Origin of the sequence: Streptomyces silvisoli (assembly GCF_029269905.1) — a bacterium.
GTDB lineage: Bacteria > Actinomycetota > Actinomycetes > Streptomycetales > Streptomycetaceae > Streptantibioticus_A > Streptantibioticus_A silvisoli_A.
In genome coordinates this window covers 132,932-158,079 of the sequence record NZ_JARJBC010000007.1, presented here as the reverse complement: position 1 = coordinate 158,079, position 25,148 = coordinate 132,932, and the positions used below count along the sequence as shown (strand labels likewise).

General features: G+C 70.0%; 23 protein-coding genes and 2 pseudogenes. 10 read left to right on the top strand and 15 right to left on the bottom strand.

Going from position 1 to position 25,148, the window contains the following annotated elements:
* Positions 1 to 121: 121 nt before the first annotated feature.
* The 5 genes from P3G67_RS13990 to P3G67_RS13970 form a co-directional block, all read right to left on the bottom strand.
* Positions 122 to 1,117, bottom strand: a complete 996-nt coding sequence (locus P3G67_RS13990) for an N-acetylglucosamine kinase (protein WP_276093871.1) — start codon at positions 1,115 to 1,117, stop codon at positions 122 to 124.
* Positions 1,114 to 2,073: a phospholipid scramblase-related protein gene (locus tag P3G67_RS13985; protein ID WP_276093766.1), complete on the bottom strand. Its 960-nt coding sequence runs from the start codon at positions 2,071 to 2,073 to the stop codon at positions 1,114 to 1,116. The genes P3G67_RS13990 and P3G67_RS13985 overlap by 4 nt, the downstream gene beginning before the upstream one ends.
* Before the next feature lie 27 nt (positions 2,074 to 2,100).
* The gene (locus P3G67_RS13980) at positions 2,101 to 2,778 is read right to left on the bottom strand and encodes a uracil-DNA glycosylase (protein WP_269856255.1); all 678 of its coding nucleotides are present in this window, start codon (positions 2,776 to 2,778) and stop codon (positions 2,101 to 2,103) included.
* 45 nt (positions 2,779 to 2,823) lie between these two features.
* The gene (locus P3G67_RS13975; RefSeq protein ID WP_276093765.1) at positions 2,824 to 3,921 is read right to left on the bottom strand and encodes a WD40/YVTN/BNR-like repeat-containing protein; all 1,098 of its coding nucleotides are present in this window, start codon (positions 3,919 to 3,921) and stop codon (positions 2,824 to 2,826) included.
* A gap of 252 nt (positions 3,922 to 4,173) precedes the next feature.
* Positions 4,174 to 5,262, bottom strand: coding sequence for an NADH:flavin oxidoreductase/NADH oxidase (locus tag P3G67_RS13970; RefSeq protein WP_276093764.1), 1,089 nt, complete (start codon positions 5,260 to 5,262; stop codon positions 4,174 to 4,176).
* A 118-nt stretch (positions 5,263 to 5,380) separates the two neighbouring features.
* On the opposite strand from P3G67_RS13970, the gene P3G67_RS13965 reads away from it, so the two are divergent.
* Positions 5,381 to 5,758 (top strand): ArsR/SmtB family transcription factor, encoded by a 378-nt coding sequence (locus P3G67_RS13965; RefSeq protein ID WP_276093763.1) that lies wholly within the window; start codon positions 5,381 to 5,383, stop codon positions 5,756 to 5,758.
* A 57-nt stretch (positions 5,759 to 5,815) separates the two neighbouring features.
* On the opposite strand, the gene P3G67_RS13960 is transcribed toward P3G67_RS13965, so the two are convergent.
* The 3 genes from P3G67_RS13960 to P3G67_RS13950 form a co-directional block, all read right to left on the bottom strand.
* Positions 5,816 to 7,159, bottom strand: a complete 1,344-nt coding sequence (locus tag P3G67_RS13960) for an FAD-dependent oxidoreductase (RefSeq protein WP_276093762.1) — start codon at positions 7,157 to 7,159, stop codon at positions 5,816 to 5,818.
* A gap of 132 nt (positions 7,160 to 7,291) precedes the next feature.
* On the bottom strand, positions 7,292 to 7,906 hold the full coding sequence (locus P3G67_RS13955; RefSeq protein ID WP_276093761.1) for a TetR/AcrR family transcriptional regulator: 615 nt from the start codon (positions 7,904 to 7,906) through the stop codon (positions 7,292 to 7,294).
* Between the two features lie 204 nt (positions 7,907 to 8,110).
* Complete coding sequence (locus P3G67_RS13950) at positions 8,111 to 8,299, bottom strand: hypothetical protein (RefSeq protein WP_269856261.1); 189 nt, start codon at positions 8,297 to 8,299, stop codon at positions 8,111 to 8,113.
* Positions 8,300 to 8,496: 197 nt separating this feature from the next.
* Between P3G67_RS13950 and P3G67_RS13945 the strand changes: the two genes are divergently transcribed.
* On the top strand, positions 8,497 to 9,486 hold the full coding sequence (locus P3G67_RS13945; protein ID WP_276093760.1) for a hypothetical protein: 990 nt from the start codon (positions 8,497 to 8,499) through the stop codon (positions 9,484 to 9,486).
* Between the two features lie 73 nt (positions 9,487 to 9,559).
* Here the strand turns inward: P3G67_RS13945 and P3G67_RS13940 are convergent, their stop codons facing one another.
* Genes P3G67_RS13940 through P3G67_RS13930 form a run of 3 tightly spaced genes read right to left on the bottom strand, consistent with a single transcriptional unit; the run spans position 9,560 to position 13,280 of the window.
* The gene (locus P3G67_RS13940) at positions 9,560 to 11,695 is read right to left on the bottom strand and encodes a xanthine dehydrogenase family protein molybdopterin-binding subunit (RefSeq protein ID WP_276093759.1); all 2,136 of its coding nucleotides are present in this window, start codon (positions 11,693 to 11,695) and stop codon (positions 9,560 to 9,562) included.
* The gene (locus tag P3G67_RS13935; RefSeq protein ID WP_276093758.1) at positions 11,692 to 12,681 is read right to left on the bottom strand and encodes an FAD binding domain-containing protein; all 990 of its coding nucleotides are present in this window, start codon (positions 12,679 to 12,681) and stop codon (positions 11,692 to 11,694) included. The genes P3G67_RS13940 and P3G67_RS13935 overlap by 4 nt, the downstream gene beginning before the upstream one ends.
* Positions 12,678 to 13,280 (bottom strand): (2Fe-2S)-binding protein, encoded by a 603-nt coding sequence (locus P3G67_RS13930; RefSeq protein ID WP_269856265.1) that lies wholly within the window; start codon positions 13,278 to 13,280, stop codon positions 12,678 to 12,680. Before P3G67_RS13930 ends, P3G67_RS13935 begins: the two co-directional genes overlap by 4 nt.
* Before the next feature lie 148 nt (positions 13,281 to 13,428).
* Between P3G67_RS13930 and P3G67_RS13925 the strand changes: the two genes are divergently transcribed.
* Positions 13,429 to 14,007: a TetR/AcrR family transcriptional regulator gene (locus P3G67_RS13925; RefSeq protein ID WP_276093757.1), complete on the top strand. Its 579-nt coding sequence runs from the start codon at positions 13,429 to 13,431 to the stop codon at positions 14,005 to 14,007.
* Between the two features lie 503 nt (positions 14,008 to 14,510).
* Positions 14,511 to 15,848, top strand: coding sequence for a ricin-type beta-trefoil lectin domain protein (locus P3G67_RS13920; protein ID WP_276093756.1), 1,338 nt, complete (start codon positions 14,511 to 14,513; stop codon positions 15,846 to 15,848).
* Between the two features lie 227 nt (positions 15,849 to 16,075).
* On the opposite strand, the gene P3G67_RS13915 is transcribed toward P3G67_RS13920, so the two are convergent.
* Both P3G67_RS13915 and P3G67_RS13910 read right to left on the bottom strand, forming a co-directional pair.
* On the bottom strand, positions 16,076 to 16,780 hold the full coding sequence (locus P3G67_RS13915) for an SDR family NAD(P)-dependent oxidoreductase (protein WP_276093755.1): 705 nt from the start codon (positions 16,778 to 16,780) through the stop codon (positions 16,076 to 16,078).
* The gene (locus P3G67_RS13910; RefSeq protein ID WP_276093754.1) at positions 16,777 to 17,811 is read right to left on the bottom strand and encodes an amidohydrolase family protein; all 1,035 of its coding nucleotides are present in this window, start codon (positions 17,809 to 17,811) and stop codon (positions 16,777 to 16,779) included. The genes P3G67_RS13915 and P3G67_RS13910 overlap by 4 nt, the downstream gene beginning before the upstream one ends.
* A 96-nt stretch (positions 17,812 to 17,907) precedes the next feature.
* Here P3G67_RS13910 and P3G67_RS13905 point away from each other — a divergent pair, with 96 nt between their 5' ends.
* Positions 17,908 to 18,957 carry an Lrp/AsnC family transcriptional regulator gene (locus P3G67_RS13905; protein WP_276093753.1) on the top strand — a complete coding sequence of 350 codons (1,050 nt, stop codon included), beginning with the start codon at positions 17,908 to 17,910 and terminating at the stop codon, positions 18,955 to 18,957.
* 10 nt (positions 18,958 to 18,967) lie between these two features.
* Here P3G67_RS13905 and P3G67_RS13900 read toward each other — a convergent pair whose 3' ends face one another.
* Positions 18,968 to 19,804 carry a helix-turn-helix domain-containing protein gene (locus P3G67_RS13900; protein ID WP_276093752.1) on the bottom strand — a complete coding sequence of 279 codons (837 nt, stop codon included), beginning with the start codon at positions 19,802 to 19,804 and terminating at the stop codon, positions 18,968 to 18,970.
* Positions 19,801 to 20,514, bottom strand: a complete 714-nt coding sequence (locus tag P3G67_RS13895; RefSeq protein ID WP_276093751.1) for a peptidoglycan-binding protein — start codon at positions 20,512 to 20,514, stop codon at positions 19,801 to 19,803. Before P3G67_RS13895 ends, P3G67_RS13900 begins: the two co-directional genes overlap by 4 nt.
* Before the next feature lie 292 nt (positions 20,515 to 20,806).
* Here P3G67_RS13895 and P3G67_RS13890 point away from each other — a divergent pair, with 292 nt between their 5' ends.
* From P3G67_RS13890 to P3G67_RS13870, 5 genes and pseudogenes are all read left to right on the top strand, one after another.
* The gene (locus P3G67_RS13890; protein WP_269856273.1) at positions 20,807 to 21,223 is read left to right on the top strand and encodes a peptidoglycan-binding domain-containing protein; all 417 of its coding nucleotides are present in this window, start codon (positions 20,807 to 20,809) and stop codon (positions 21,221 to 21,223) included.
* A gap of 1,094 nt (positions 21,224 to 22,317) precedes the next feature.
* Positions 22,318 to 22,536, top strand: a pseudogene (locus P3G67_RS13885) (ISAzo13 family transposase); the annotation flags it as partial.
* A gap of 331 nt (positions 22,537 to 22,867) precedes the next feature.
* A pseudogene (locus tag P3G67_RS13880) lies at positions 22,868 to 23,538 on the top strand (IS5/IS1182 family transposase); the annotation flags it as partial.
* 129 nt (positions 23,539 to 23,667) lie between these two features.
* Positions 23,668 to 24,498 carry an AfsR/SARP family transcriptional regulator gene (locus P3G67_RS13875; protein ID WP_276093750.1) on the top strand — a complete coding sequence of 277 codons (831 nt, stop codon included), beginning with the start codon at positions 23,668 to 23,670 and terminating at the stop codon, positions 24,496 to 24,498.
* A gap of 131 nt (positions 24,499 to 24,629) precedes the next feature.
* Positions 24,630 to 25,118 (top strand): NUDIX domain-containing protein, encoded by a 489-nt coding sequence (locus P3G67_RS13870; RefSeq protein WP_276093749.1) that lies wholly within the window; start codon positions 24,630 to 24,632, stop codon positions 25,116 to 25,118.
* Positions 25,119 to 25,148 lie beyond the last annotated feature (30 nt).

The following is a 25,148-nucleotide window of genomic DNA, read 5'->3' as shown; positions in this document are numbered from 1 at the left end:
GTCATGGTATGTCTGTTTGGCGGCCTTACCTCGCTGATCTGGGGAAATGCCGTTAACCAGCAGGGTGGTTTGAGACGCTTCACGGCGCTTGGCGGGCAGGCGACGGTTAACGGGGTCGCCATCAGTCGACGGCGAGCAGTGTCCCGTCGACGGGCAGCGGCAGTTCGTCGCGAGACAGTGCCGCGGCGATCCGCAGCGCACCGTGCAGCGGCTCGCCGTCGGCCGCCAACAGCTCGGCCCCCGGCAGCAGTTGGGGCGCCTGCGCCCGCAACGGGCCCAGCAGCGGCTCGCCTACGTTGAACAGGCCGCCGGTAAGGGCCACTTCACCGGCCTGCGGGTCGGGCCGAACGGCGGCGGCCGCCTCCAGGATGTGCCGGGAGGCCGCCCGCAGAATGCCCGCCGCCACCAGGTCGTCCTGCGCGCAACGAGCCACCTCCGGCGCGAACGAGGCCAGTACCGCGGCCCGGTCGTCGCGCGGGTACAGCCGCCCCGGCAGTGTCGGCGCGGGGCCGAACACGGCCTGCGCCCGGGCCAGTAGCGCGGCCGAACCGCCCGTACGCCCGTCGTACGCGCGCAGCGCCGCCTCGAGCCCAGCCCGGCCGATCCACGCACCGCTGCCGCAGTCACCGAGCAGGTGCCCCCAGCCGTCCGCGCGCCGCCAACCGGAGCCGTCCAGCCCGGTGCCCAGCGCGATCAATCCGGTGCCGGCCGCGACCACCACGCCGGCGCGCATGCCCAGCGCCCCCGCGTAGGCCGTCACCGCGTCCGCCGCGAGCGCCAGCCGTGGCACCCCGAACTCGGCGCGCAGCGCGCCCGGAAGCCGGTCGCGCAGGTCAGCGCCGAGCGACGCCATCCCGGCCGCCCCCACGCAGGCGGCCACCACCTCGCCGCGCCCCGCGAAGTCCCTGAGCACGGGGGCCACTTGGGCCAGCAGGTGGCCGGCGTCGATTCCGTCAGGGCCGGTGCGCACCGGCTCCTTGGTCCTGTGGGCGAACTCCGGCGGGCACGGCTGGCCGTCGTCGGCGACGCGCGCCAGCGCGAAGCGCACCCCGGAGCCGCCGGAGTCGACGCCCAGTAGCCAGTGGTCCGCGGCCGACGGCCGCCGCCGCGCGGTCAGTTGGTGCCCTGCTTCAGCGCGACGTCCACGGTGAGCGCCGAACCGACGACCATGCTCAGCAGCGGGTCGGGCAACGGCTGGTGGATCTGCAGGACGTAGTTGTCGGCACTGGTGAACATGGCCTTGGCCAGCCCCTGCCAGGTCTTGGTGATCCGGGCGACCTCGGTGTCGGTGTGGTCGACGATCGCGAAGTCCCAGGCGCGGAAGTTCTCGGCCTTGATGGCGCCGATCTTCTGGTCGCCCACCATGAAGGCGAAGTGGATCCTGCCGATGGCGTTCTGCTGGACGATCTCGCCGATCTGGGCGCCGTCCGCACGCTGCACGATCATCTTCGACTTGAGGAGCTTCGCGGGCCGGGTCAGGTACAGCACCGGCTGGCCGTGTGCGTCGCGCACCTCCAGGCGGTGGGTCATGAACTGGCCGTACTTGGTCAGGGCGCGGACCGCCTTCTTGGCGGTGCTCTGGCCGATCTCGGCCACCGCGCCGATCTGGTTGCCCGCCTGGTCGTAGACGCTGTACTCGTCGACCATCTCGACGAGCTTGGCCTTCTGGTTGACCACCAGGATCGGCTCGGTGAACAGGGTGCCGCTGCCGCCCGCGGTCGGGCCGACGCCCGCCTGGTGCTGGACCTGACGCTGGATCCTGGACGGGTCGTGGAACCCGTTGACGCCCTGCGGGGCGTTGGGCGCCTGCGGCGGCATGGCGTGCTGGGGCATGGCGTGCGGCGGTTGCGCGGGCATGGCCTGCTGCGGGGGCACGGTCTGCGGCTGCGGCGCGTGGTGGACCTGCTGCGGGGGGACGTGCGGGTGAGGCTGCTGGACCTGTTGCGGCTGGGCGGGACGGGGGTCGGCGTGGGTGTGCTCCGTCCACCGCGAACCGTCCCACCAGCGCAGCAGGTTCGGTGCTCCCTGGGGGTCCGCGTACCAGCCCGCAGGGACATTCGATTGCGTGGTCACGGCGGGCAGACTATCGCGGACACCTTGTCAGGGCAGTTGCCAGTTCACCGGATCCGCGCCCTGGCGCGCCAGCAACTCGTTGGCGCGGCTGAACGGCCGCGAGCCGAAGAAACCGCGGTCGGCCGACATGGGAGAGGGGTGCGCGGACTCGACCGCGGGCAAGCTGCCCAGCAGCGGACGGAGGTTGCGGGCGTCCCGTCCCCACAGGATGGACACCAGCGGCTTACCGCGGGCGGCCAGCGCCCTGATGGCCTGCTCGGTCACCTCTTCCCAGCCCTTGCCGCGGTGCGCGGCCGGTTTCCGCGGGGCGGTGGTCAGCGCCCTGTTGAGCAGCAGTACGCCGTTGCGGGTCCAGGGGGTCAGGTCGCCGTTGGACGGCTGCGGCAGGCCCAGGTCGGTGCCGTACTCGCGGTAGATGTTGAGCAGACTGCCCGGCAGCGGGCGCACCTCGGGGGCCACCGAGAAGCTCAGACCCACCGCGTGGCCCGGCGTGGGGTACGGGTCCTGGCCGACGATCAACACCTTGATGTCGTCGAACGGTTGCTGGAAGGCGCGCAGCACGTTCTGTCCCGACGGCAGGTAGGTGCGTCCCGCGGCGATCTCGGCGCGCAGGAAGTCGCCCATCGCGGCGATCCGGCCCGCCACCGGCTCAAGGGCCTTCGCCCAGCCCTCTTCAACGATCTCGTGCAAAGGTCGTGCAGCCACGGGCAGTCACTCTACTGGCTCAAAGCGTGACGCCCCCAATCGGGCTCAGCCGACCACCGCCGCCCGTACGCACAGCACGTCAGGCAGGTGCGAGGCGACCAGCCGCCAGCTGTCGCCCTCGTCGGCGCTGGCGTACACCTCGCCGTTGCGGGTGCCGAAGTAGACCCCGGCGGGGTCGTTGTCATCGGTGCGCAGGGCGTCACGGAGCACGATGCCGTAGTGGTGTTCGGTGGGCAGCCCGCCGCCCAGGGCGGTCCAGCTCGCCCCGGCGTCCTCGGTGCGGTACACCCGGCAGAGGTAGTCGGGCGCGTAGCGGTCGGAGCCGTCGTTGACCGGGAAGACATAGGCGACCGAGCCACGGCGCGGATGTGTGGCGATCGGGAAGCCGAAGTCGGCGGGCAGGCCCTTGCCGATCTCGGACCACTGCGCTCCGCCGTCGTCGCTGCGGTAGACGCCGCCGTGGTTCTGCAAGAAGAGGCGGTCGGGGTCGGTCGGATCCTGCGCGATCTTGTGTACGCACTGGCCGAACTCCGGATAGTGGTCCGGCAGGAAATCAGCTCTGATGCCCGAGTTGCACGGCTGCCAGCTAGCGCCGCCGTCCGATGAGCGGTACGCGCCGCCGGAGGACACCGCCACCATCAACGTGTCCGTGCTACGTGGGTCGGTGACGACGGTGTGCACGGCCTGGCCGCCGTAACCGGCGCCCCAGTGCGGGCGTTGCGGGTGGTCCCACAGGCTGCGTACCAGGTCGAAGGTCTCGCCGCCGTCCTCGGAGCGGAACAGCGCGCCGGGCTCGGTTCCGGCGTACACCACCGCTGGCGCGGCGGGACCGGCTGGGTGCAGCTGCCAGACCCTCACCAGCGAGGTGCCGGTGTGCGCCGGGAACTTCACCGCCGGGCGGCTGGGTTCGTGCCAGGTCGCTCCCAGGTCGTCGGAGCGGAAGACGGACGGGCCCCAGTGTGAGCTGTCCGCCCCCGCCAGGAGACGGGGGCGGGGGCCTCTGGTGTCGATGCAGAGTGAGTAGACGGCTTGCATGGGGAAGTGCGGGCCGGTCACCTCCCACTCGGCCGCCGGCCGCGAGCGGCGGCGGCGTCCGAGGAACAGGCCCTTCTTCGTGCCCACTGCGAGTAGGACGGTTTCCATGGGGCGGCCCCCTCTGGGTGCGGGATGTGTCCTGTACCACAGAGAGTAGGGAATTCTCCCTTCCGCCCATCCGTTCGCCGCCCCTTCGGGCGCCGTTGCGCGCTGTTCGCCACGGGTTGGGACGTTGCCCAGCCGTGCGCGAGGGCAGGCAGGGGCGAACGGTAAACGAGTGGGCAGGCGGGGAAGGCCCGCCCGCCAGGTCGAACGGACGTGGAACGCCTCGCCCGGAACCGGAACCGCAGGCGCGTGCGGCTACGCTCGGGCGTACTGGTCGGGGGTGCGCGCCTGTGCGCCGAGCGCGTGAGCGGCCTGCCGCGCCCAGTAGGGATTGCGCAGCAGCTCGCGCCCCAGCAGTACCGCGTCGGCCTGCCCGTCCGCCACGATCCGCTCGGCCTGCTCGGGGTCGGTGATCAGCCCGACCGCCCCGACCGGCAGACCGGTCTGCTCCCGGACCCGGGTGGCGAACGGAACCTGATAGCCCGGCGCGGCCGGGATGTGGACCTTGGCCGCGTTGCCGCCCGTCGAGACGTCCAGCAGATCCACCCCGTGCGCCTGCAACTCCTTCGCCAGCTGTACCGTCTCCTCGGCCGTCCAGCCCTCGCCCTCGCCGTTCTCCTCCAGCCAGTCGGTGGCCGACACCCGGAAGAAGACCGGGAGTTCGTCCGGCCAGACCGCCCGGACCGCGTCAACCACCCTGAGGGCCAGGCGGATCCGGTTCTCGAAACCGCCGCCGTAGGCGTCGGCGCGGTGGTTGCTGTGCGGCGAGAGGAACTCGTGTATCAGGTAGCCGTGGGCGCCGTGGATCTCGGCCACCTCGAAGCCCGCGGCCAGCGCACGGCGTGCGGCGGCCGCGAACTGCCCCACGATCTCGTCGATCTGGTCGGTGGTCAGTTCAGTCGGAGACGGGTGGCCCTGCGTGAACGGGATCGCGCTCGGCCCGTACGGCTGCCAGCCGCCCCGCTCCGGCGGAATCGGGGCGCCGCCACGCCATGGCGCGTCCGTGGACGCCTTGCGGCCGCTGTGCGCGAGCTGGATGCCCGGAACCGAACCGTGCTGCTTGAGGAAGCGGGTGATCCGGCCGAAGGCCTCCTGCTGTCGCTCGTTCCACAGGCCGAGGTCGGCCGGACTGATCCGGCCCTCGGGCGAGACGGCGGTGGCCTCGGTGATGACCAGCCCCGTACCGCCGACAGCGCGCGCCGCGAGGTGCGCGAAGTGCCAGTCGTTCGGGGCGCCGGTGTCCGGCCCGTTCGCCGCCGCACTGTACTGGCACATCGGCGCCATCCAGATCCGGTTGGGGATGGTCAGCGATCGCAGGGTGTAGGGCTCGAACAGGGCGCTCACGGCACACTCCTCGTCGTCGGACTCAGCCGGTGTCCGGGGCTTCGTCCCGGCACGCTATGACGATAGCCGTCGTAGTACGGCGTCTGTCAAACTACGAACTCCCTCGTATTATGGGGGCATGTCGACTCAGCCCAGCACCAGCACCACCGCGGCCCCTTCCGGTCGCACCCTGGAGCACCCGGACCGCTCGGCGATCCGGCTCGAAGCGGTGCTGCACGCGCTCTCCGACCCCATGCGGTTGCGCGTGGTGCGGGCGCTGGCCTCGCACGGGTCCGAAATGGCGTGCTCCGACGTGGAGTTGGACGTCAGCAAGTCCACCTGCACCCACCACTTCCGGGTGCTGCGCGAGGCCGGGGTCATCAGTCAGATCTACCGCGGCACCTCGAAGATGAACGGGCTGCGGCGCGCCGACCTCGACATGATCTTCCCTGGACTGCTCGACAGCGTGCTCGCCGCCGCGGAGGGTGAGGAACGGCGGCTCGGCACCGCCCGCTGACACCTGCGGGCGGCGCCCGTCGACGCCCCGGAAGTGTCAGCTGCCAGGCGCTCCGCCTCAGGTGGCCGTCCGCGCCGCCGCCAGCAGCCCGGCCCAGTCGGGGATCTTCACCGGGCCGCGGTCCAGCGTCCGGCCCAGTGCCGCCTCGGCCGCCTCGATGCCCAGCCAGCCCGACCAAGGCACCGGATCGAGCCCCAACTCCCGCAGCCCGTCCAGTGGTTCATTCGGCAGCGAGCGGGACACCAGCCGGTCGGCGTCGTCCAGCAGGGAGTTGGCGGTCTCCTTGGCGCACGGCCGATTGGTGCCGATCACCCCGGTCGGACCTCGCTTGATCCACCCGGCCACGTACTCACCCGGCGACGGCACACCGTTGCGCAGCACCCGTCCCGCCGCGTTGGGCACGATGCCGCGCTCCGCGTCGAACGGCAGACCCGGCAGCGGTACGCCCCGGTAGCCGACCGAACGCAGCACCAACTGGGCCTCGATCTCCTCGAACCGGCCGGTGCCCGCCACTGCGCCCCGGCCGTCCGGAACCGTGCGCTCCAGCCGTACCGCCTCGACCCGGTCGGTGCCGAGCAGCTCCACCGGCCGCAGGAAGAACCGCAGTTGGATGTGGCGCGGCAGATCCCGCGCGGAACGCTCCGCCCAGCCGCGCAGCGCCTCCAGATTGCGCCGCGCGACCGCGGGCAGCGCGGCGGGATCGGCCGCGGCCGGGTCCATCGCCAGCTCGTCCGGCCGCACGCGGACGTCCACATCGGCCAGTTGGCCCAGTTCGCGCAGCTCCTTGGTGGTGAACTTGGCCTGGGACGGGCCGCGCCGCCCCACCATGTGCACCTCGCGCACCCGGCTCGCGTCCAGCGCGCGCAGGGCCGCCTGCGGTACGTCGGTGTGCCGCAACTCGCCCGCGCCGCGTGCCAGGACGCGGGCGACGTCCACCGCGACGTTGCCCACGCCGATCACCACCGCGGACCGGGCGTCCAGGGTGAAGCCGTCCGGCGGGGTGTCGGGATGGGCGCTGTACCAGGACACGAAGCGGGTGGCGGAGACGCTGCCGGGCAGCTCCTCGCCGGGGATCCCCAGGTGCCGGTCGGTGGAGGCGCCGACGCAGTAGACGACGGCGTGGTAAAGCGACAGCAACCGGGCCGGGGACACCCCCGTGCCGCCCACCGGCACATTGCCGAGGAACCGCACACCGGGCTGCTCCAGCACCCGCCGCAGCGCGCCCTGCAAGGACTTGATCTTCTCGTGGTCGGGCGCCACCCCGTAGCGCACCAGGCCGTACGGGCACGGCAGCCGGTCGAGCACGTCCACCGCCACATCGGGCACCGCGGTCTGGCGGGTCAGCGACTCCGCGGTGTACACCCCGCTGGGGCCGGATCCCACGACTGCCACTCGAAGCACCTGCGGCTCCTTCCCGTCGGCCACCGGAAGGCCCGCCGGTCGCGTACCCGTCGGTCACTTGCCGGTCACCTAAAGGATCGCACCGCGAAGCCGTGTGCGGGACTGTGCGTCGCCGCTGGTGTGTCAAGTGCGTCAGGCGCGGGGCGGCGGAGCGCCCTCCGGGGGGAAGCCCAGCTTCCAGTCCAGCCCGTAGCGCTGGAACAGCTCCGCGCGCAGGCTGCCCAACGGCATCGGCGCACCCGGCAGCAGCAGTGCGACGACGGCGCCCATGAGCAGCGCGCGCAGCATGCGGTAGTCCTCCGGCGGCTTCTCCGCGCCCCAGCGGGTCACCGTCTCCTCCAGCAACGCGGCCAGTTTCTGCTGCTCGGGGCACTGGATGAAGCCCTCGTTCTGGAGGATCGAGGCCATGTGCGTGCGCATCAGTGTGGTGTGGGTGCGCGTGAGGCCCAGGATCGCGTCTATCGCCCGGGCCAGGCGCTCCGCGCCGTCCTCGGTGCGCGGTTCGCGATCCAGCGCCTCGGCCAGCGTCAGATGCATCAGCCGGTGCACCGCCGACTGCACGAGTGGACGCTTTCCGGGGAAGTAATAGGAGACCAGTCCGCGGGCCGCACCGGCCCGGTCCGCGATGTCCGCCAAGGTCGTGGCCTCGTAGCCGCGCTCGCCGACCAGCTCGATCGTCGCCTGCAGCAGCCGCTCGCGGGAACGGCGCCGCAATTCTTCATTGACCGATGCGCTTCGCGGGGACATGCTGTAACTCCTGCGTTGACTGGCTCCGAGCCAATATACTCAGCGCAGTACCTCCTGCGACCCCCGCGGTAGCGGGCGCGGAGGTGCCGGGGGCGCGCCTTGGTACTGGGCGACGCGGGGGATCGTCCAGTACCGGGGTCGCGGCCCGGAAGCCAGATGACCTTCTCTCTCTTTCTTCCTGCGGTCCTTCACGTGACCGTGGCGCTACGCCGTGATGACGTATCGGTTGTCGCCCCAGGCGGCGAGCCACTCCCGCTGCCAGTGGGCCAACTCCAGCCGTTCCTCGGGGGACAGGCCGCCGCGCGTCGTCAGGGCCCGGATGGCTGCCTGGGCCCGTGCCAGACGCACGGAAGCGGGCGCAGGCGTGACCTGCGGCGGGGAGGTCGGGGACATGCGAACCAAGATAGCCGCGGGCACTGACAACCAGCGTCGTCAACGCTTCACGGCATGCCGGATCCGTCAACTGCGGCTCGCGCCGGAGCACTTGTGGTCGCGCCGGGTGCGCCCGCCAGGCGGAATCCGTGTCGCCGCGCGCCGGTGCCGGAGCCGGGGCACACTGGACGGGCACCCTCCCGTCCGCGGAGCGCACGATGGAACCTCACCCACCCCCAGGCGGCATCGGCCGCCGCGCCGTCCTGCTCGGTGCCGCCGCTGCCGCGGTGACGGCCGCCGGGTGCTCCGGTACGGCGACGCACCGGCCGACCGCCACCGCTTCCCCGTCCGGTCCGGCACCGTCCGGCGGTGGGCTGCCGCGCACCACGCTGTGGCGGCCGAGTCCCGCCGACATCGATCCCGCTGTGAAGCTGCGTGCCGTACAGCTCATCGAGTCCCTCGGCGCCTGGCCGCCCGGCGGCAAGGGCGTGGGGCGTGCCCGGGACCGTGTCTCGGTGCTGGGACTGCCATCCACGCTGGCCGACCAGGCGGGGCCCTTGCTGCCCGACACGGACGAGGCGGCGCTCCAGGTGATCGAGGCGCAGTACGGCGGGATCCTGGCGGACTCCGGCAGCGTGCTGGTCGTCTGCCAGCAGTGGACCCGCAGCGGCGGTGGACCCGTCACCGCGGGCGGTACGACCGTTGACGTGCGGCTGAGCGCGGCGCGGCCGCGATGGGACGTCACCGCACTGCACCCGGCGCGGCCTGGCCCGGCGGCGGCAGCCCTGCCGGGGGAGGCCCGCGGGGTGCTGGCCGACTCCCGGATCTCGCTGCCGCCCGCCGGGGCGGCGGACATCCGTAGCGGCGCCGTCCACCAGAGCGCGCTGCGGGCCATGCTCGACCTCGCGGGCAGCTACCGGATGGACATCAGTGTCGTGCGCTCCGGCCATCCGCTGGACGTCTTCGGCACCACCCGGCCGAGCGACCATCCGCTCGGCCGGGCCTTCGACGTCTGGCGGATCAACGGTCATGCGGTGGTCGACCCGGCCACCTCACGCGGGCTGATCGAGTCGTTCATGCGCGATGCGGCGGCGGCAGGGTCGTACAACGTCGGCGGTCCCGTACAGCTGTCGGGCGGTGCCACCGCCAACCAGTTCTTCAGCGATGACACGCACCACGACCATGTGCATGTGGGCTTCAACTCCTAGAGCGGACCGGCGCTTTGGGGGCAGGTCCCCAACGCCCCTTTGGGTTTTGGGACCTGCCCTCCACAAGCCCCGCTCAGGCGGTCGCCGTTCCGGCCAGCAGGACGCGGTCGGGGCGTATCGGCAGGTGGCGGTGGCGTACACCGGTCGCGTGCCAGACCGCGTTGGCGATCGCCGCCGCGACACCCACGATGCTGACCTCGCCGATGCCCTTGATGCCTCCCACCGGGTCCTCGTCGTCCGGGTCGTCCACCCAGTCCGCCTCGATCAGCGGCACGTCGGCGTTGGCGGCGAAGTGGTAGCCCGCGAGGTCGGCGCCGACGAGAGCGCCCGACGCCTGGTCCCGGGCCGCCTCCTCGTGCAGTGCCATGGAAAGACCCCAGACCATGCCGCCGACGAGCTGGCTGCGCGCGGTCAGCGGGTTGACGATCCGGCCCGCGGCGAAGATACCGAGCATCCGCCGCACCCGCACCTCGCCGGTGACGACGTCCACCCCGACCTCTGCGAACTGCGCCCCGAAGGCGTGCCGTTCCCGCATCGGCAGCGCGCCCACCGCCTCGGCGGTGTTCGACCGTGCAGTGATCCCCTCCGGCGGAATGCCGTCGCCCAGCACCAACAGCTCACGCAGCTCGCGTACCGCGCTGGTGACCGCCCAGGCCCAGGAGCGGGTGCCCATCGAGCCGCCCGCGACCATCGCCTGGCCGAAGTCGCTGTCCGCGATCCGTACCCGAACGCGCTCCGGCTCGACTTCCAGCGCCTCAGCGGCGATCAGTGTCAGCGCTGTGCGCGCACCGGTGCCGACGTCCGCCGCGGTGATCCGCACGGTGAAGGTGCCGTCCGGCTCCGCTGTGACGGATGCCGTGGACGGGGCGACGCCCGAAGGGTGGGTCGCCGCCGCCGTACCGGTGCCGATCAGCCAACGGCCGTCCCGGCGCTGGCCGGGGCGTGGATCACGGTCCGCCCAGCCGAACCTGCGGGCGCCCTCCTGGAAGCAGGCGAGCACGTTGCGGCTGCTGAACGGCAGTCCGGAGACGGGTCCCGCGTCCGGTTCGTTGCGGGCGCGCAGCGCGATCGGATCCACGCCGCACTTTTCGGCGAGCTCGTCCAGCGCGCACTCCAGCGCGAACGAACCCGGCGCCGCGCCCGGGGCGCGCATCCAGGTCGGGGTGGGCACATCGAGCGCCACGACCCGGTTGACGGTGTGGTGGGCGTCGGCGTCGTACATCACCCGCCCCAACCCGGCGCTGGTCTCGACGAACTCATGCACCTTCGACGTGAGGTTCAGCGCCTGGTGGTCCAGCGCGCGCAGCCGCCCGTCGGGGTCGGCGCCGAGCCTGACCCGCTGCGCTGTGGGGCTGCGGTAGCCGACCAGCGAGAACAACTGGCGGCGGGTCAGTACCACCCGGACCGGCCGGTGCAGAACGGTCGTCGCCATCACGGCGAGCACCTGGTGCGGGCGCACCCCCTTGGAGCCGAAGGCGCCGCCGACGTGTTCCGACCGCACCCGCACCGAGGACGGGTCGAGGGAGAACAGGTTGGCCAGTTCCTCCGCCACCCACGTGCTGCCCTGATTGGAGTCGATCACCTCCAGACGCCCGCTGTCCCAGCGCGCCATCGCCGCGTGCGGCTCCAACGGGTTGTGGTGCTCTTGCGGTGTGGTGTACTCCGCGTCCACCACCACGGCGGACGCCGCGAGTTCGGCTTCGAGGTCGCCCTTGCCGGCTTCCGCCTGCATCCTGGGGTTGCCCTCCGGCGTGTACGTACCGGGGTGCCCGGCGAAGAACGCCACATCGTGCGGCTCCTCGTCGTAACGGACCACCAGTGCTTCGGCGGCCTCCCGGGCCTGCTCGGAGGTCTCCGCGACGACCAGCGCAACCGGCCAGCCCGCGAACGGCACGCGGTCGTGCTGGAAGACCGCCACGGTCGGGTCCGGCCGCCCCAGCAGGCCGGTGTAGTCGGCGTTGACACGTGGGGCGTTGCCATGGTGGAGGACGGCGAGCACGCCGGGCATCGCCAGGACGGGATCGGCCTCCACCGAGCGGATCCGGCCACGGGCGATGGTGGACAACACCAGCCAGCCATGGGCGAGTTCGGCATAGGGGACATCGCCCGCGTAGCGGGCCGCACCGGTGACCTTGTCCAGGCCCTCGATACGGGTGTGCGCGGTGCCGACGGCCCCCGTGACCGGGGTGGGTCCCGTCATCGTGGTCATCGGGCGGCCTCCTCGGTGAGCTCGGTCAGGACGGCGACGACGAGGTTGCGGAGCAGCGTCACCTTGTACCCGTTGTGCGGCAGCGCCTTGGCGGCGGCCAGTTCGGCGTCGGCCGCGGCGGCGAACGACTCGGCCGTCGCCGGTGCGCCGGTCAGCGCCCGCTCGGCCGCCCTGGCCCGCCATGGCCGGGACGCGACCGCCCCGAAGGCCAGGCGGACCTCGCGTACGACTCCGTCCCGCGTGTCGAGGGCGGCGGCGACCGAGCCGATGGCGAACGCGTAGGACGCGCGCTCACGGACCTTCCGGTAGCGGGAGTTGGCGGCCACCGGAGCCGGCGGCAGGGTGATGCCGGTGATCAGCGCGCCGGACGGGAGCGCGGTCTCCAGGTGCGGGGTGTCGCCGACGGGCAGATAGAACTCCGCCAGTGGCAACTCGCCCGGCCCATCCGCCGTTTCATAGGTGACGACGGCGTCGAAGGCGGTGAGCGCCACTCCCATGTCCGACGGGTGGACGGCCACGCAGTGCTCGGAGGCGCCGAGGATCGCGTGGTTGCGGTGCTCGCCGTTGACGGCCGCGCAGCCGCTTCCGGGGGTGCGCTTGTTGCACGGCTGGGCCGGCTCCGTGAAGTAGGCGCAGCGGGTGCGCTGGAGCAGGTTCCCGCCGACCGTGGCCATGTTGCGCAGTTGGCCGGAGGCCCCGGCCAGGACGGCCTGCGCCAACGCCGGGTAGCGGCGGCGCACTTCGGGGTGGGCGGCGAGATCGCTGTTGGTGGCGGTCGCGCCGATGCGCAGCCCGCCGCCTTCCGTGGGGACGATCCGGTCGAGGGGGAGTTCCCGTACGTCGATCAGTAATCCGGGCCGCTCCACACCGGACTTCATCAGGTCGACCAGATTCGTACCCCCGCCGAGATAGCGCGCCTCGGGATCAGCGCCCAGGGCGACGGCGCCGGGTACGTCGAACACGCGCTGATAGCCGAACTCCCTCATGCCACGCCCTCCGTTTCCTCCGAGCCCGCGAGGTGGCCCAACTCCCCGGAAGGTGACGGGGGTCGGGGGACACCGGGCCGCGCCGCCTCGGCGATCGCTCGCACGATCGACACATAGGCGCCGCAGCGGCAAAGGTTGCCGCTCATCCGCTCCCGGATCTCCTCGGCGGTGAGCGGTGCCGCCTCCGCCTGCGGGCGTACGTCGGCGGTGACGGCGCTGGGCCAGCCCGCCGCGTGCTCCTCGATCATCGCTATGGCCGAGCAGACCTGGCCCGGAGTGCAGTAGCCGCACTGGTAGCCGTCGAGGTCGAGGAACGCCTGCTGTACCGGGTGGAGCTGATCGCCGTCCGCGATGCCCTCGATGGTGGTGACCTCCCGCCCTTCGGCGGCCACCGCGAGTTGCAGGCAGGAGACGGCGCGGCGGCCGTCGAGCAGGACCGTACAAGCACCGCACTGGCCCTGGTCGCAGCCTTTCTTGGTGCCCGTGAGGTCGAGGCGCTCGCGGAGCGCGTCCAGCAGGGTGGTGCGATGGTCGACGGGCAGCGTGTGCTTCTCGCCGTTGATGTTCAGGGTGATGACGCTGGCCGTCGAATGGGACATGATCAGCCTTCCTTCGCGTAGGTGGTGCGCGGCGGGCGTCTGTCGCTATGGTGGGCCTAACCGGACAACTGTCCGGAAGCTTGAAGTTACCGGACACTTGTCCGCTTAGCAAGACCCGCCCGGCCGGGATTCCCGGAAGGAGTGACGAGTGCGGCAGAGGAACGATGCGCCACTGCGTTCGGACGCGCAACGCAACCGCGAGCGCATTCTGGAAGTCGCGCTGGAGGAGCTGACCCGCTGCGCCGACGCGCCGCTCAGCTCGATCGCGAAGAAGGCGGGCGTCGGACAGGGAACGTTCTACCGCAACTTCCCCAACCGCGAGTCACTCGTCCTGGAGGTCTACCGCTACGAGGTCCAGCAGGTCTCCGACGCCGCCAAGGAACTGCTCGCGACCCGCGCCCCTGACCAGGCGCTGCGGGAGTGGATGGACCGGCTCGCCCAGTACGCCATGGCCAAGGCCGGGTTGGCCGAGGCGATGCGCAAGACGACCAGTGCGCACGGCACCCTGGCCAAGCTGGGGCGTGGCTCGGTGGCCTCGGCGGTGGAAACACTGCTCAAGGCGAACGAGGAAGCGGGCACCATCCGGCCGGGCGTGACCCCGGACGACTTCGTACTCGCCATCGCCGGCCTCTGGCAGATCGATCCGCACGGTGACTGGCACACCCGCGCCGGGCGGCTCATGGACATCGTCATGGACGGGCTGCGCACGGGCGCGCCCGGGGCGTGAGCGGCACGGGTGGCCTCGGCCGCGCAGGCCGAACCACACCCTGGACTCGCTGCTGGCCCCATCACTCGGCCGCAGGCCGCCGCGGGAGAGCGGTGAGGGCGCGGCAGGTCTTCAAGAGTCGACGTGAACAAGGTCGTTCACGCCTCATCGGCACCCGCGAGCCCCGGTCCCGAGCAACGCGATCGGATCAGACGCTGGCCTTTGGATTCGCCCGCTGATCCCCAACTGGCCGGTGTTTCAGACCTCTTGACCGCCCATTGGCGTAGACCACATACTGCCGAAGCGGAGCCGGAAGCCCAGTTGGCCGGGCTTCACTTCGTGTACTCAATCGCAGCGCTACCGGGCTCCGTCCGCCCGGCTGCCGGTGTTCCCCCGCTGCCCGGCGGCGACGTCCCCACCCGAAGCGTCGTGGGTGTCGTGCTGCCCGAACGCGGTGGAGTACCGCCTCATACGGCGGTCGCCGGTGACCTGGTGTGGCGGTCGAGGATCTTTGGGAGCCGCATATGACATCGGACACCGCCGTGCCGCGCGCCTCTTGGGGCGTGCGTTCAATCCTCAGACACTGCCGCCGGGAAGCGGCGCTGGTGGGGGTGGGCCTGCTCGCGGTTTTCGCGGCCTTTCCGACCGCGGCCGACGCCGCGCCGGTGCCCGGGGCGCCTCCCGGGTGGTCGACCGTTTTCAGCGACGACTTCTCCGGCGCGGCGGGCAGCGGCCCGTCGTCGAACTGGATGTACGACACCGGCCCCGGCTCCAACTTCGGCACCGGCGAGATCGAGACCATGACCAACTCGCCCAGCAACGTCTACCTCGACGGCAACGGCCATCTGGACATCACCGCGCTGAACAACGGCGGCAACTGGACCTCCGGCCGGATACAGACGACAAGCCCCAACGTCGGCGCCCCGGCCGGAGGCAAGCTGGAGGTCACCGCGTCGATCCAGCAGCCCTCCCCGGCCAGCGGCTCCGGCTACTGGCCGGCGTTCTGGATGCTGGGCCCCGGCCAGTGGCCGGAGAACGGCGAGATCGACATCATGGAGGACGTCAACGCGCTCTCCGACGTCGCCGGAACCATCCACTGCGGCACCGACCCGGGCGGCCCGTGCAACGAGGGCAACGGCATCGGCAGCGGGCTGCGCGCCTGCCCGGGGTGCCAGAGCGGCTACCACACCTACTCGATGATCCTGGACCGGACGAACGCCTCGAACGAGTCCATCACCTTCTACCTCGACGGCGCCCAGTACTTCAGCGTCGACGAGAGCCAGGTCGGCGCCGCCACCTGGCAGCAGGCGTTCGACCACAACATGTCGATCATCTTCGACCTCGCCATGGGCGGTGGCTTCCCGAACGGCCAGTGCGGCTGCACCACACCGAACGGTTCCACCAGCTCCGGCGGGACGATGAGCGTCGGTTACGTCGCCGCCTACACGACGAACGGCAGCACCAGCGGCGGCGGTTCGGGTGGCCAGATCACCGGCTACGGCGGCCTGTGCCTCGATGACCGCTCCGCGAGTACCGCCAACTACAACCCCGTTCAGGTCTACACCTGCAACGGCAGCGGCGCCCAGCAGTGGACCTTCGTCCAGGCGGGCACCACGCTGCACGTACTGGGCAAGTGCCTGGACGTCTACGCGGCCGGTACCACCAACGGCACACCAGTGGACCTGTACGACTGCAACAACACCGGATCCCAGGTCTGGATACCCCAGTCCAACGGGGCGTTGTACAACCCGCAGTCCAACAAGTGCCTGGACGACACCAACTGGTCCACCACCCCGGGCACCCAGGTGCAGATCTGGGACTGCACCGGAGCCGCCAACCAGGTTTGGAAACTGCCCTCCTGAGAGAGCGCGGTACGGCGTAACCGGCCGGTGACGGGTCGGCCTCGCCGTACCGCGCCCCCAACGCGGCGCGGACTGGCGGTCACTCGTCGCGCGGTACCTCGGCGATCGTCGGCCGCGCCGCCCTGCCGACCATGGGCGGCCTGGCGGCCACCCCGGCGCATCCCCGAGGGGTTCGGCCCCATCCGAAGCCGGTTCGCGCTGAACGGGCCCCGGCTCCGCCAGGTGCCTCACCAGGCGACGGTCTGCCCCAGGTAGTCGAGGAATCGGAGACCGGTACGGCCGCGTTGGGCGTCAATGGTCGTGACGAGGTTGGGGATGCTCTCGTTGACGGTGAGCCGGGCGTTCGGACCACCCAGGTCGGTCTTGACCCAGCCGGGCGCCATCAAAAGCAGTGTGCGGGGGTCGTCGCGGTGCCGGGCCGCGTAGCTGCGCATCAGTTGGTTGAGGGCGGATTTGCTGGCTCGGTAGATCTCGAAGCCGCCGCGTTCGTTGTTGGCGATGCTGCCCTGGCCGGACGACATGATCGCGATGGTGCCGTCCGGCTCGACGAGCTCAGCGAGTGTTTCGATGACCCGCATCGGGCTCAGCGCATTCGTGATCATCAGGCGGGTGAACTCTTCGGTCGTGACGTCCGCGGTGGTCTCCTCCGGGCGGTTGGCCACACCGGCGTTGACGAAGAGCAGATCAAACCTGCGGGCGCCGAGCCGGTCGCGGAGAGCGTGGACCTGCTCCGGCGCGTTGATGTCGACGTGCTCGATCTCCAGCCGCCCACCGGCGGTCTGCCGCAGGTCGTGCAGCGCGGTCCGGGCGGGACCGCGGACGGTCGCCACGACGCGGGATCCCCGGTCGATGTACTCAGCGGCGATCGCATAACCCAGGCCGCGAGACGCACCGATGAGGAGAACGGTCGTGTTCTGTGAAACCACACTCATGACTGCTCCAGGAGTCGCGTTGTCTGATCGTCTGATCCGGACGGGGACGGTTCGAGGCGGTAGAGCGCCTGTGCGTTGGCATACGCGACCTTGTGCTGGTCCTCACGGTCGGGGAGCGTCCCGAGGAAGTCGGCGATCGTCGCGGCGTCGAGTCGATGGAAGGGATAGTCGCCCGAGAGCAGGATCCGGTCGACGCTCGTGAAGTCCAGCGCGTGTCGGAGCAGACGGGGAGTCAGCATGCCGCTGGTCGCGACGTAGACGTTGGTCCGGAAGTACTCGGCGACACGACGGTCGAGGCCGGTCGCGACGTTCGAGAGGCTGTCGACCCGATCAAGGGCGAACAAGAGCATCTCACCCCAGTGCCCCAGAACGATCTGCAGGTCCGGGTGCCGGTCAAACGTGCCACGCAGGATCAGGCGAAGCGCCGCGAGTCCCGCCTCGATGTGCCATCCCCAGCCGAAGGTGGCAAGCGCGAGCTCGACGGTTGGGTCAAACCCGCGGTAGGAGGCGTCTCTTACCGCGCTCGACGGGATCTGGGGGTGGATGAACACCGGCCGCCCCATGCTGGCGGCGGCCGCGAGCAGCTCGTCGTAGACGGGATCATCCAGCGGACGGTCGCCGCTGCGACCGTAGGACATGATCCCCACATGCGCGGGCGCGTTCGCGGTCCGCTGAAGCTCGGTCACAGCCGCATCCGGATCCGACATCGGCAATGTCGTCATCGCCCTCAGACGAGTCGGATGGCGGTCAACGGCCTCGCTGGCACGGTCATTCGCCTCGCGGCTCAGCGCGATGGCTTCGCGGGCCGGGAGGCCATGGGTCCCGGGCGGGGCGATCGAGAGGATCTGCAGCTCGATGCCTGCCGCGTCCATCGCCTCAACCCGGTGCTCGCTGATGTCGAGCAGACGCGCGGGGATGTCCCCTCGGTCGTTCAACGCCACGCTCTCGTCGCGCGACCGCGTCGGCTGCCCTCGCAAGGCCCGGTCGATTCCCGGGGTGGTCCAGTGCTCCTCGACTGCGATGACTCTCATCGTGCTCCTTCGGCCCACGTCGTCGTACCCGTGCAAGCCTCGGTCACGCGCGGTGCACAACGGCCCGGAAGCGGCGCTGTCTGTAGTATTGCTGCTATGGCACGCCCGGCAATCGCTGATTCCGTCACTCTTGAATCGGACGATGTGCGAATCCTTCGTGCCCTTCAGATTGATCCTCGGGTCGGATTCGCGACCGTGGCGACGGTCCTCGGGCTCTCCGAGCTGACCGTCGCCCGCCGCTACCGCCGCATGCGGCGTGCCGGGGTGATCCGGGTGATCGGAGTAGTCGACCCGGGAGCGCTCGGGCAGAGCCGATGGATGGTGCGCCTGCGCTGCCGACCCGGCAGCGTCACGGCCTTGGCCGAAGCACTCGCGCAACGCGATGACGTCAGCTGGGTCGCGCTGAGCGCTGCCGGCTCCGAGGTAACCTGCGCCGTGCGCTCGCGCTCACAGGAGCAGCGCGACGACCTGCTCGGCCGCCGCCTCCCGCGCGCCGCCGCCGTGCTCGATCTACAGGCGTCGGTGATGCTCCGTCAGTTCCTCGGCGGACGCGGGCACTACTGGGCCGCACTCACCGGAGCCCTGACCCCCGAGCAGGAGTCCGCCCTCGGGCCCGGCGACCGGCCGTTCACCGAACAGCCGGTCGTACGGAATCAGCCGTGCCAACTCAGCGGCCATGACGAGAAGCTGCTCGCCGCCCTCGCCGCCGACGGACGAGCCAGTCTCGTCCAGCTCGCAGCCGCGGCCGACCTCACCCCGGGCCGAGCGTCACGACGTCTGCACGCACTGCTCTCCGGCGGAGTGGTCCACATCGACGTGGAGATCGCACCGACGGCCCTGGGATACCAGGCCCGCGCGAACCTGTGGATGCGAGTCCACCCAGCCAAGATCAAAACCGTTGGACGAGCGATGGCGCAGATGCCCGAAGTGGGATTCGCCGTCGCACTGTCCGGGCCGAACAACCTCCACGCTGTCGTCCACTGCCGCGACCTCGACGAACTCTTCGAGTTCACCTCCGACCGCGTCGGAACCCTTCCCGGCGTCGAGGCCATGGAAGTCAGTCCCGTCTTCCGCCAGATCAAGCAGGCCGGAACCCGTGTGGACGGCGACCGCCTGATCGATCCGCCAAGCGGTCGCAGCCGCTAGGCAGTTCTGTTCATCGTCGCGGTGATCGGGGGCCGCTCCCGCCGAAGCACTCCCGACCGCCGCCCGTGCCGGGCACCAGGCAGACCTCCACGGGCTGCCCGGTACTGTCCGCGACCATGGGCGTGAACACATAGCCCTGCACGTCGTACTGATCGGACACCGCCGCGCGGTAGGTACGGCCGTCGGGCGCCGTCACCTCCACCTGGTCACCGATCCGCGCGTGCCACAGTCGCGCCCACGCCGCCCCGCACTCCTTGCTGTAGCGCGTCTCCAGCCGTGCCCCGGTGCGTGCCTGGTACGCGCCGAGCGTGGTCGGACGCGCCGCGCAGATCATCGACTCGGGGCCGCGCCCCTCGCAGTCGCGCCCCCGGCAGCCGGGTGTGGGCGGTGCGGCGGCGGCCCCCATGTGCGACGCCGTCCGGTCCGGTGTCCCCTGCCAGAGCGCCCAACCGGTCACCGCACCGCCCACCAGCACGGCGGCGGCCACTGCGCCCCACCATCTTCGGCGCCGCCCGGCCGTCTCAGACCGCGCCGACGGCGCGGGAGGACCGGGCGGCTCCTTCACCGGATCGGATTCCGGGGCGCGGGGCGGAGCCGTCATGGCGCGGCCTGACCAGGCGGGTTCGGCCAGCTCCCACAGGGCGACCAGACGGCCGGGCGGCTCGTCCGCCAGCCGGCACAGGTGCTCGACGGCCTGGCGCGGCGGAAGGACACGGCCTTTCAGATAGCGGTCCCAGGACGACTTGCTGTACGGGGTGGCGGCCGCGAGTCCTGCGAGGCTGAGCCCGGTTCGCTCCTTCAACTCGCGCAGTCCGGCGGCCAGTCGCTCGCATTCGCGGACCGTCATCCGCGCAGCGCTCCCCAGGTGTGCGGGCCGACCTTGCCGTCCACGACCAGCCCGAAGGCGCTCTGGACGCGCTTGACGGCACGCTCCGTCAGATCGCCGTAGATCCCGTCGATCCCGCCGGGCGGATATCCGGCCCGTTGCAGCAGGCACTGGGCCTCCGCCACCTCGGGGCCGACCATGCCCTGTTGGAGCACGGCGTCGTCGGTGGTGCTGTTTCCGGCGTACCAGTGGCCCGCTCGATGCTCGATGTGGCACGTGTACGTCGGCAGGGCGCCGGGCGCGGTACGTGGTCGGCGATCCTCCCACGGGCGCAGTACCGCCAGGAGCGCGGCGCCCACGGCGACCGCCGCCACGACCACGGCGACCACTGTGCGCCGTCCGCGCCGCCGCGCCGGGGATGTCGGGGGTGCCGCCGCCTTGGCCGCCGCGTCCGGCACTGAGGGTTCCGTCCAGGCCTCCGCCGCGACCTCCCGCAGCGCCAGCAGCCGGGCCGGGTCGGCTCCGACCGTGCGGGCGAGCTGTTCCACCGCCGCCTCCGGCGGCGGCAGCCGACCGCCCAGATACCGCTCCCAGGACGACCGGCTGTACCCGGTCTTCGCCGCCAACTGCGTCAGGCTGAGACCGCTGTGATCCTTCAACCCACGCAGCCGCACGACGAGTTGCCGGGCCCGCGGGTCAAGTCCTTCGGGTAGTTCCTTCCAACGCGACATGCTCCACCCCGTCAGCATCCGCAGGCCCCGAGGCCTTCCCCCTGTCGATATGCATCGCAACCTCAACTCGTCCGGCCCGCAAGGTGCTCACCGGCCATTTCCGCCGTCTCCCGCGTCCCGTCCCGTCGTCACCGCGGGCACCGTCGTAGCAGGTCGCAAGCGGGGTCGTCCCGTGGTGTCGGCACTTGGCCGGCAGCTGTGGCCTCGCCCGGCTCGCCGCCGCCAACATCGGTGGGGCAAGCCCGTGGCGTTCCACCAGCGCCGCCCGTCGGCTCGAAGGGAAAACATCACGATGAACCGGGCACAACGCGTCGTCCTGGCGTCAGCCGCCGCGGTCCTCGGCAGCGGCCTCGCCATCGCTCCCACCGCCCACGCGGCCACCGAGGCGCCCGCCGCCTCGTACCACTGCACGGGCCTGAAGTCGCAGTACAGCTGGCAGACGATGGCGGACGGCAGCTCGGGCTGGACCGCCGGGTTCAGCCGGACGATGACCGCGATCGTCGGCTCCGGCAGCCAGGGCAGCGCCACCGCCGAGGCCCAGTGCATGCTCGTGGGCTGGCACTGCAAGCCCGGCACCGTGGACGGGATATACGGCGCGAACACCAGAAGCGCTGTTGTCGCCTTCCAGCGGAAGAACGGGTTGGCCGACGACGGAGTGGTCGGCCCCAACACCTGGCGCAAGCTGCGGGTGGCCCCTTCTTTCTGCTGACCCGCAGACGGCCCGCCCGCACTCGGGGGAGCGGGCGGGCCGTCGCCCCCGGCCGACCGATCAGACATGGCCCGAAGGAAACACCAGCGCAGTTAGCCCAGGCGGATTGCGACGGGAACGTGGTGGAGGCGCCAACTACCCGGAACCACATGTCTGTTCACCGATGGACGGTCAGACCCCGCTCCCAACATGGCGTGCATGAGGGGACCGCAGAGCAGCCCGGCCGCCCATGTGGTGCGCGCCCCGCGGTCTCCACGTTCGCCTCGACTAGCCCAGGAAACTCAACCGCACCTGCCGGTGCGGATTATCCACGTTGGTGTCCGCCAACCTCCGTTAATGCAACTCCCATAGTAGTACGCGACCTGCAGGATCAGCCGGCGTCGGCGCTACGTGCACCTGGCTGTTGATGCATTGGCGCTGGCCGGAACGCGATCACCAGAAGGCCACGTGCGCGGCACCGCCAACCGTGCAGTGGAGTCAATCGGCGCCGCCTTCGCCGTGTCGAGCCCTGTCGTGCTCGTAATCGGCTGGAAGCGTCACTGAAAGTGACACGGCATCGCTGCTGGTGTGAAGTTGGGCCTCGAGCTGTGTGAGCTCGAAAGGCTGGCGCCGTCGCTGGACTACGCCGATACCGTTTGGGTGACAGTTCTTCATGCGCGGGGCGGTTTGTTTGGTAGTGACTGACCCTGGATGGGGGCTTGGGGGCGGGGTCGCCAGTCGGGCCAGGCACGGACCTCTTTGGCGAACTCGGCCATCGGAAGCCGGGCCGTCGGGGTGAGTCGGGTGCAGCGCTGCATCAGCGGGTCGGTTCTGGGGCTGCCGCTGGGCACTCGGAGCGCGAGGCGAGCCGACGAACACGTCCGCCACCCCTCGCCCGACGGCCTGGTCCAGCTCACCTGCAACGAGATCCAGCGCGCGCCGCGACGATGACGGCGCCCGCTACGCAATCAGGCTTTTCGGTACCGGGAAGATCCTCGCGGCCCGAATGTCCCGCTTGCATGGAGTCGCATCGCCATTTGCCCCGTCACCACCGCGTTTGATGTGCCGTGGAATGGGTGTAGTAGCCAAGTCCTGCCTCGGACATGTCCACTAGGGACCGGGCCCTGCTGCGCGACCCGCACTACCGGGCTGTCTCCACACCAGTTGGACGACCTAACCCAGACCCTGAATCCGGACGATGATACCGCACGCGGCCGACCGCCCCCCGACTCGTCTTCTCCGAGCAAGTCCTGGCCACTGTGCTACACCTGCGCGTCAATCTGGCCGGGGAACCTCTCGCCCTACTGTTCGGCAGCAGCCGGACCGCCCCGCATCCCGCTGGCCTGTCCGGTGCCGCACCCCACCATCTTGATCAAGCTGGTGGGCCGCAGCGGAATGCAGACGGCAACGCGGGCCCGTACCTGCATGTGCTAATGCACACCAGGCACCGCTGACTCATCGTCAACACAGGTATCACCTGCCCCTACCTGCACGTTTATTGGACGTTGATCACATTACGCTGACATGATCTCGGCGCCGGCGAAGGTTTCTCAAACTCATCCGAACGTCCGAGAAGAGTCTCTACATGGAGGGCTCCTATGGGTTTAACAACCTGACGCAACGAAGTGCTTTGGTGCTGGTGGTCGTGTTTGAGGGCTGGGTTGAGTGTTGTCCGGCTCGGGGGGCATCACCTCGTGGATCGTGTCGGATGAGCAGTGGGAACGGATCGAGCCGCTGCTGCCACGCAAGGAGCACCGATTCCGTAACCGGGCCGGCAGGCGCTCTGCGAGACTCCGTACGTGCTGTACAGCCGGTTCCAGTGGTGCTGGCCGAGCTGAACGCGGCAGCGAAGCTGGACTGGTCCTGCTGTGTGATCGACTCCAGCCACGTCCGGGCTCAAAAGGGGGCGGCGCATGGGCCTGTCGACCGGGGTCGGGTCGGGTGCGAACATCACTTGATCACGACGGCCGCCGCCCCGCTCGCCGGCCTGCTTGCCGGCGGTAACCGCTATGACGTCACGCAGATGCTGCCTCTGCTCGACGCGATTCCGCCTCTGGGGGACAGGTCGGCTGTCCCCACTGCTGGCCTGGCTTGCTCTTCGTAAGCCGCGGCTACCACCACGACGTCTATCGCGACCGCGGGCAATAAGGGACCGTGCCAGCTATCGCTGGACGCGGCACGGGGCTGGACACCTCCAAGTGGTGATCGGACGGAGCTTCGCCTGGCTTCACGGCTTCAAACGCCTCCGCATCAGCTGGGAGAGACGAGCAGACATCCACCAGTCCGTCCTCCGCCTCGCCTGCCGCCTGATCACACTCGGACAGACCAACTCATTGTGTGAGGCGCTGTTAGGAGGCGCCGAAGAACAACATGTCGGCCAGCGGCGGGCCGAGCGGCACTGTCAACGTCCAAAGCTCACAAGTTAATTCTCTGCAAGCCCTTAGACGCTGTAAGAGAGTGGAAACATGAGGGAAAATACGGAAAATACAGAACTTCGCCTCCTTGGGCCGCTGGAGCTGCGCAGATCGGGAGTCGTGATCTCGCTGGGCGGAGAGAAGCAGCAAATCCTTCTCGCCTATTTGTGCCTCAACGCGAACCGGCAGGTTTCGATCACGGGCTTGGTAGAGGCGATTTGGGGAGAATCGCCACCCTTGAGCGCAAAAAAGAATGTGCAGCTGTATGTGAGCCGCTTGCGGCGACTCATCGCAGGGACTAAAGAAGTTCGGCTCGTCACCGCAGCTGACGGCTACCTGATTTCCATCACACCGGATCAACTGGATGTCGAGCGGTGTCAGAGGCTGTTACAGCGCGCCCGTCTTTGCCTGCAGCGGTGTGCCTCCGAGCAAGCCTGTGCCCTATTCGGCGAGGCTCTGCAGTTGTGGCGGGGCAGACCATTGAGCGGCCTGAGTCAGACCTCGGTCATGCAGGCTGAGATCGCACGGCTCGAACAGCTCAGGCTCGCCCTGCTCACGGACTACTATGAGGCCGAGCTCGCTGTTGGGCGATATGCGGGCGCCATTCCCGACCTCGTGCGCCTGGTGGCGCTTCATCCGCATCAGGAGCGATTGCGTGGCCACCTCATGATGGCTCTGTGGAGATCCGGCCAACGGGAAACGGCATTGGCCACGTACCGCCAGGTGTACCGCTTGATGGCTGACGAACTGGGGATAGAGCCAAGTAGACCATTGCAACTACTGCACCAAGCGGTCCTGGCTGATGATATCGAGGCAGGGAGCAACAGTTACTCGCAATGGATATCTTCCCCAGAAAGAGGCGATATCGTCTCTGACGGATAACCTGCAATCTGGCGTCAGAGACGTAGGTGTTGGCTGCGTTGGGAAGTGGCGGCTGCGGCGCAGGGCCGCATCAGGAGCCCCTCTACCGCGTTCCGCCGATGGATGTTCCGGAACCGGATAGTGTGTCTAGGGTGAAGCTTCGACACTCCGTCCGGGCGATCATCCTCGACGAAGACGACCATATCCTGCTGTGTCGGCTTGTTATTCCGGAACGGTCGGGGACGATCGTCGTGTGGGCGGCTCCTGGGGGAGGTCTTGAACGCGGCGAGACCCTGCTTCAGGCCCTGCAGCGGGAACTGCACGAAGAGGTGGGACTCACTATTGACGCTGAACCTACCCACGTGTGGCATCAGGAGGTCGTCGACTCCGAAACTGCGGCGGGCTACGATGGTGTGGTCAACGACTACTTCCTCGTCCGTACTGCCTCCTTCGATCCTCGCGGTGCGATGACGGTTGACGAGCTCGCTGCTGAGAACATCAGAGGTGTGCGGTGGTGGGGGCCGAAGGAGATTGCCGACTACCGCGGTCCCGACTTGTTCTCGCCGCGAGACCTTGCCACACCGTTGACGGCGCTGATCGTCCAGGGTGTCCCGGCCACGCCGGTGCTGCTCGGCCTTTGACCCTGGAGTCCGCTATCGGCACCCAAGTCC

Bases quoted from the DNA above. Each gene is read 5' to 3' on its own strand.
- P3G67_RS13975 (WP_276093765.1), bottom strand. From the start codon at position 3,921: ATGGAAACCGTCCTACTCGCAGTGGGCACGAAGAAGGGCCTGTTCCTC.
- P3G67_RS13965 (WP_276093763.1), top strand. From the start codon at position 5,381: ATGTCGACTCAGCCCAGCACCAGCACCACCGCGGCCCCTTCCGGTCGC.
- P3G67_RS13955 (WP_276093761.1), bottom strand. From the start codon at position 7,906: ATGTCCCCGCGAAGCGCATCGGTCAATGAAGAATTGCGGCGCCGTTCC.
- P3G67_RS13950 (WP_269856261.1), bottom strand. From the start codon at position 8,299: ATGTCCCCGACCTCCCCGCCGCAGGTCACGCCTGCGCCCGCTTCCGTG.
- P3G67_RS13945 (WP_276093760.1), top strand. From the start codon at position 8,497: ATGGAACCTCACCCACCCCCAGGCGGCATCGGCCGCCGCGCCGTCCTG.
- P3G67_RS13940 (WP_276093759.1), bottom strand. From the start codon at position 11,695: ATGACCACGATGACGGGACCCACCCCGGTCACGGGGGCCGTCGGCACC.
- P3G67_RS13935 (WP_276093758.1), bottom strand. From the start codon at position 12,681: ATGAGGGAGTTCGGCTATCAGCGCGTGTTCGACGTACCCGGCGCCGTC.
- P3G67_RS13930 (WP_269856265.1), bottom strand. From the start codon at position 13,280: ATGTCCCATTCGACGGCCAGCGTCATCACCCTGAACATCAACGGCGAG.
- P3G67_RS13920 (WP_276093756.1), top strand. From the start codon at position 14,511: ATGACATCGGACACCGCCGTGCCGCGCGCCTCTTGGGGCGTGCGTTCA.
- P3G67_RS13915 (WP_276093755.1), bottom strand. From the start codon at position 16,780: ATGAGTGTGGTTTCACAGAACACGACCGTTCTCCTCATCGGTGCGTCT.
- P3G67_RS13910 (WP_276093754.1), bottom strand. From the start codon at position 17,811: ATGAGAGTCATCGCAGTCGAGGAGCACTGGACCACCCCGGGAATCGAC.
- P3G67_RS13905 (WP_276093753.1), top strand. From the start codon at position 17,908: ATGGCACGCCCGGCAATCGCTGATTCCGTCACTCTTGAATCGGACGAT.
- P3G67_RS13900 (WP_276093752.1), bottom strand. From the start codon at position 19,804: ATGACGGTCCGCGAATGCGAGCGACTGGCCGCCGGACTGCGCGAGTTG.
- P3G67_RS13895 (WP_276093751.1), bottom strand. From the start codon at position 20,514: ATGTCGCGTTGGAAGGAACTACCCGAAGGACTTGACCCGCGGGCCCGG.
- P3G67_RS13890 (WP_269856273.1), top strand. From the start codon at position 20,807: ATGAACCGGGCACAACGCGTCGTCCTGGCGTCAGCCGCCGCGGTCCTC.
- P3G67_RS13875 (WP_276093750.1), top strand. From the start codon at position 23,668: ATGAGGGAAAATACGGAAAATACAGAACTTCGCCTCCTTGGGCCGCTG.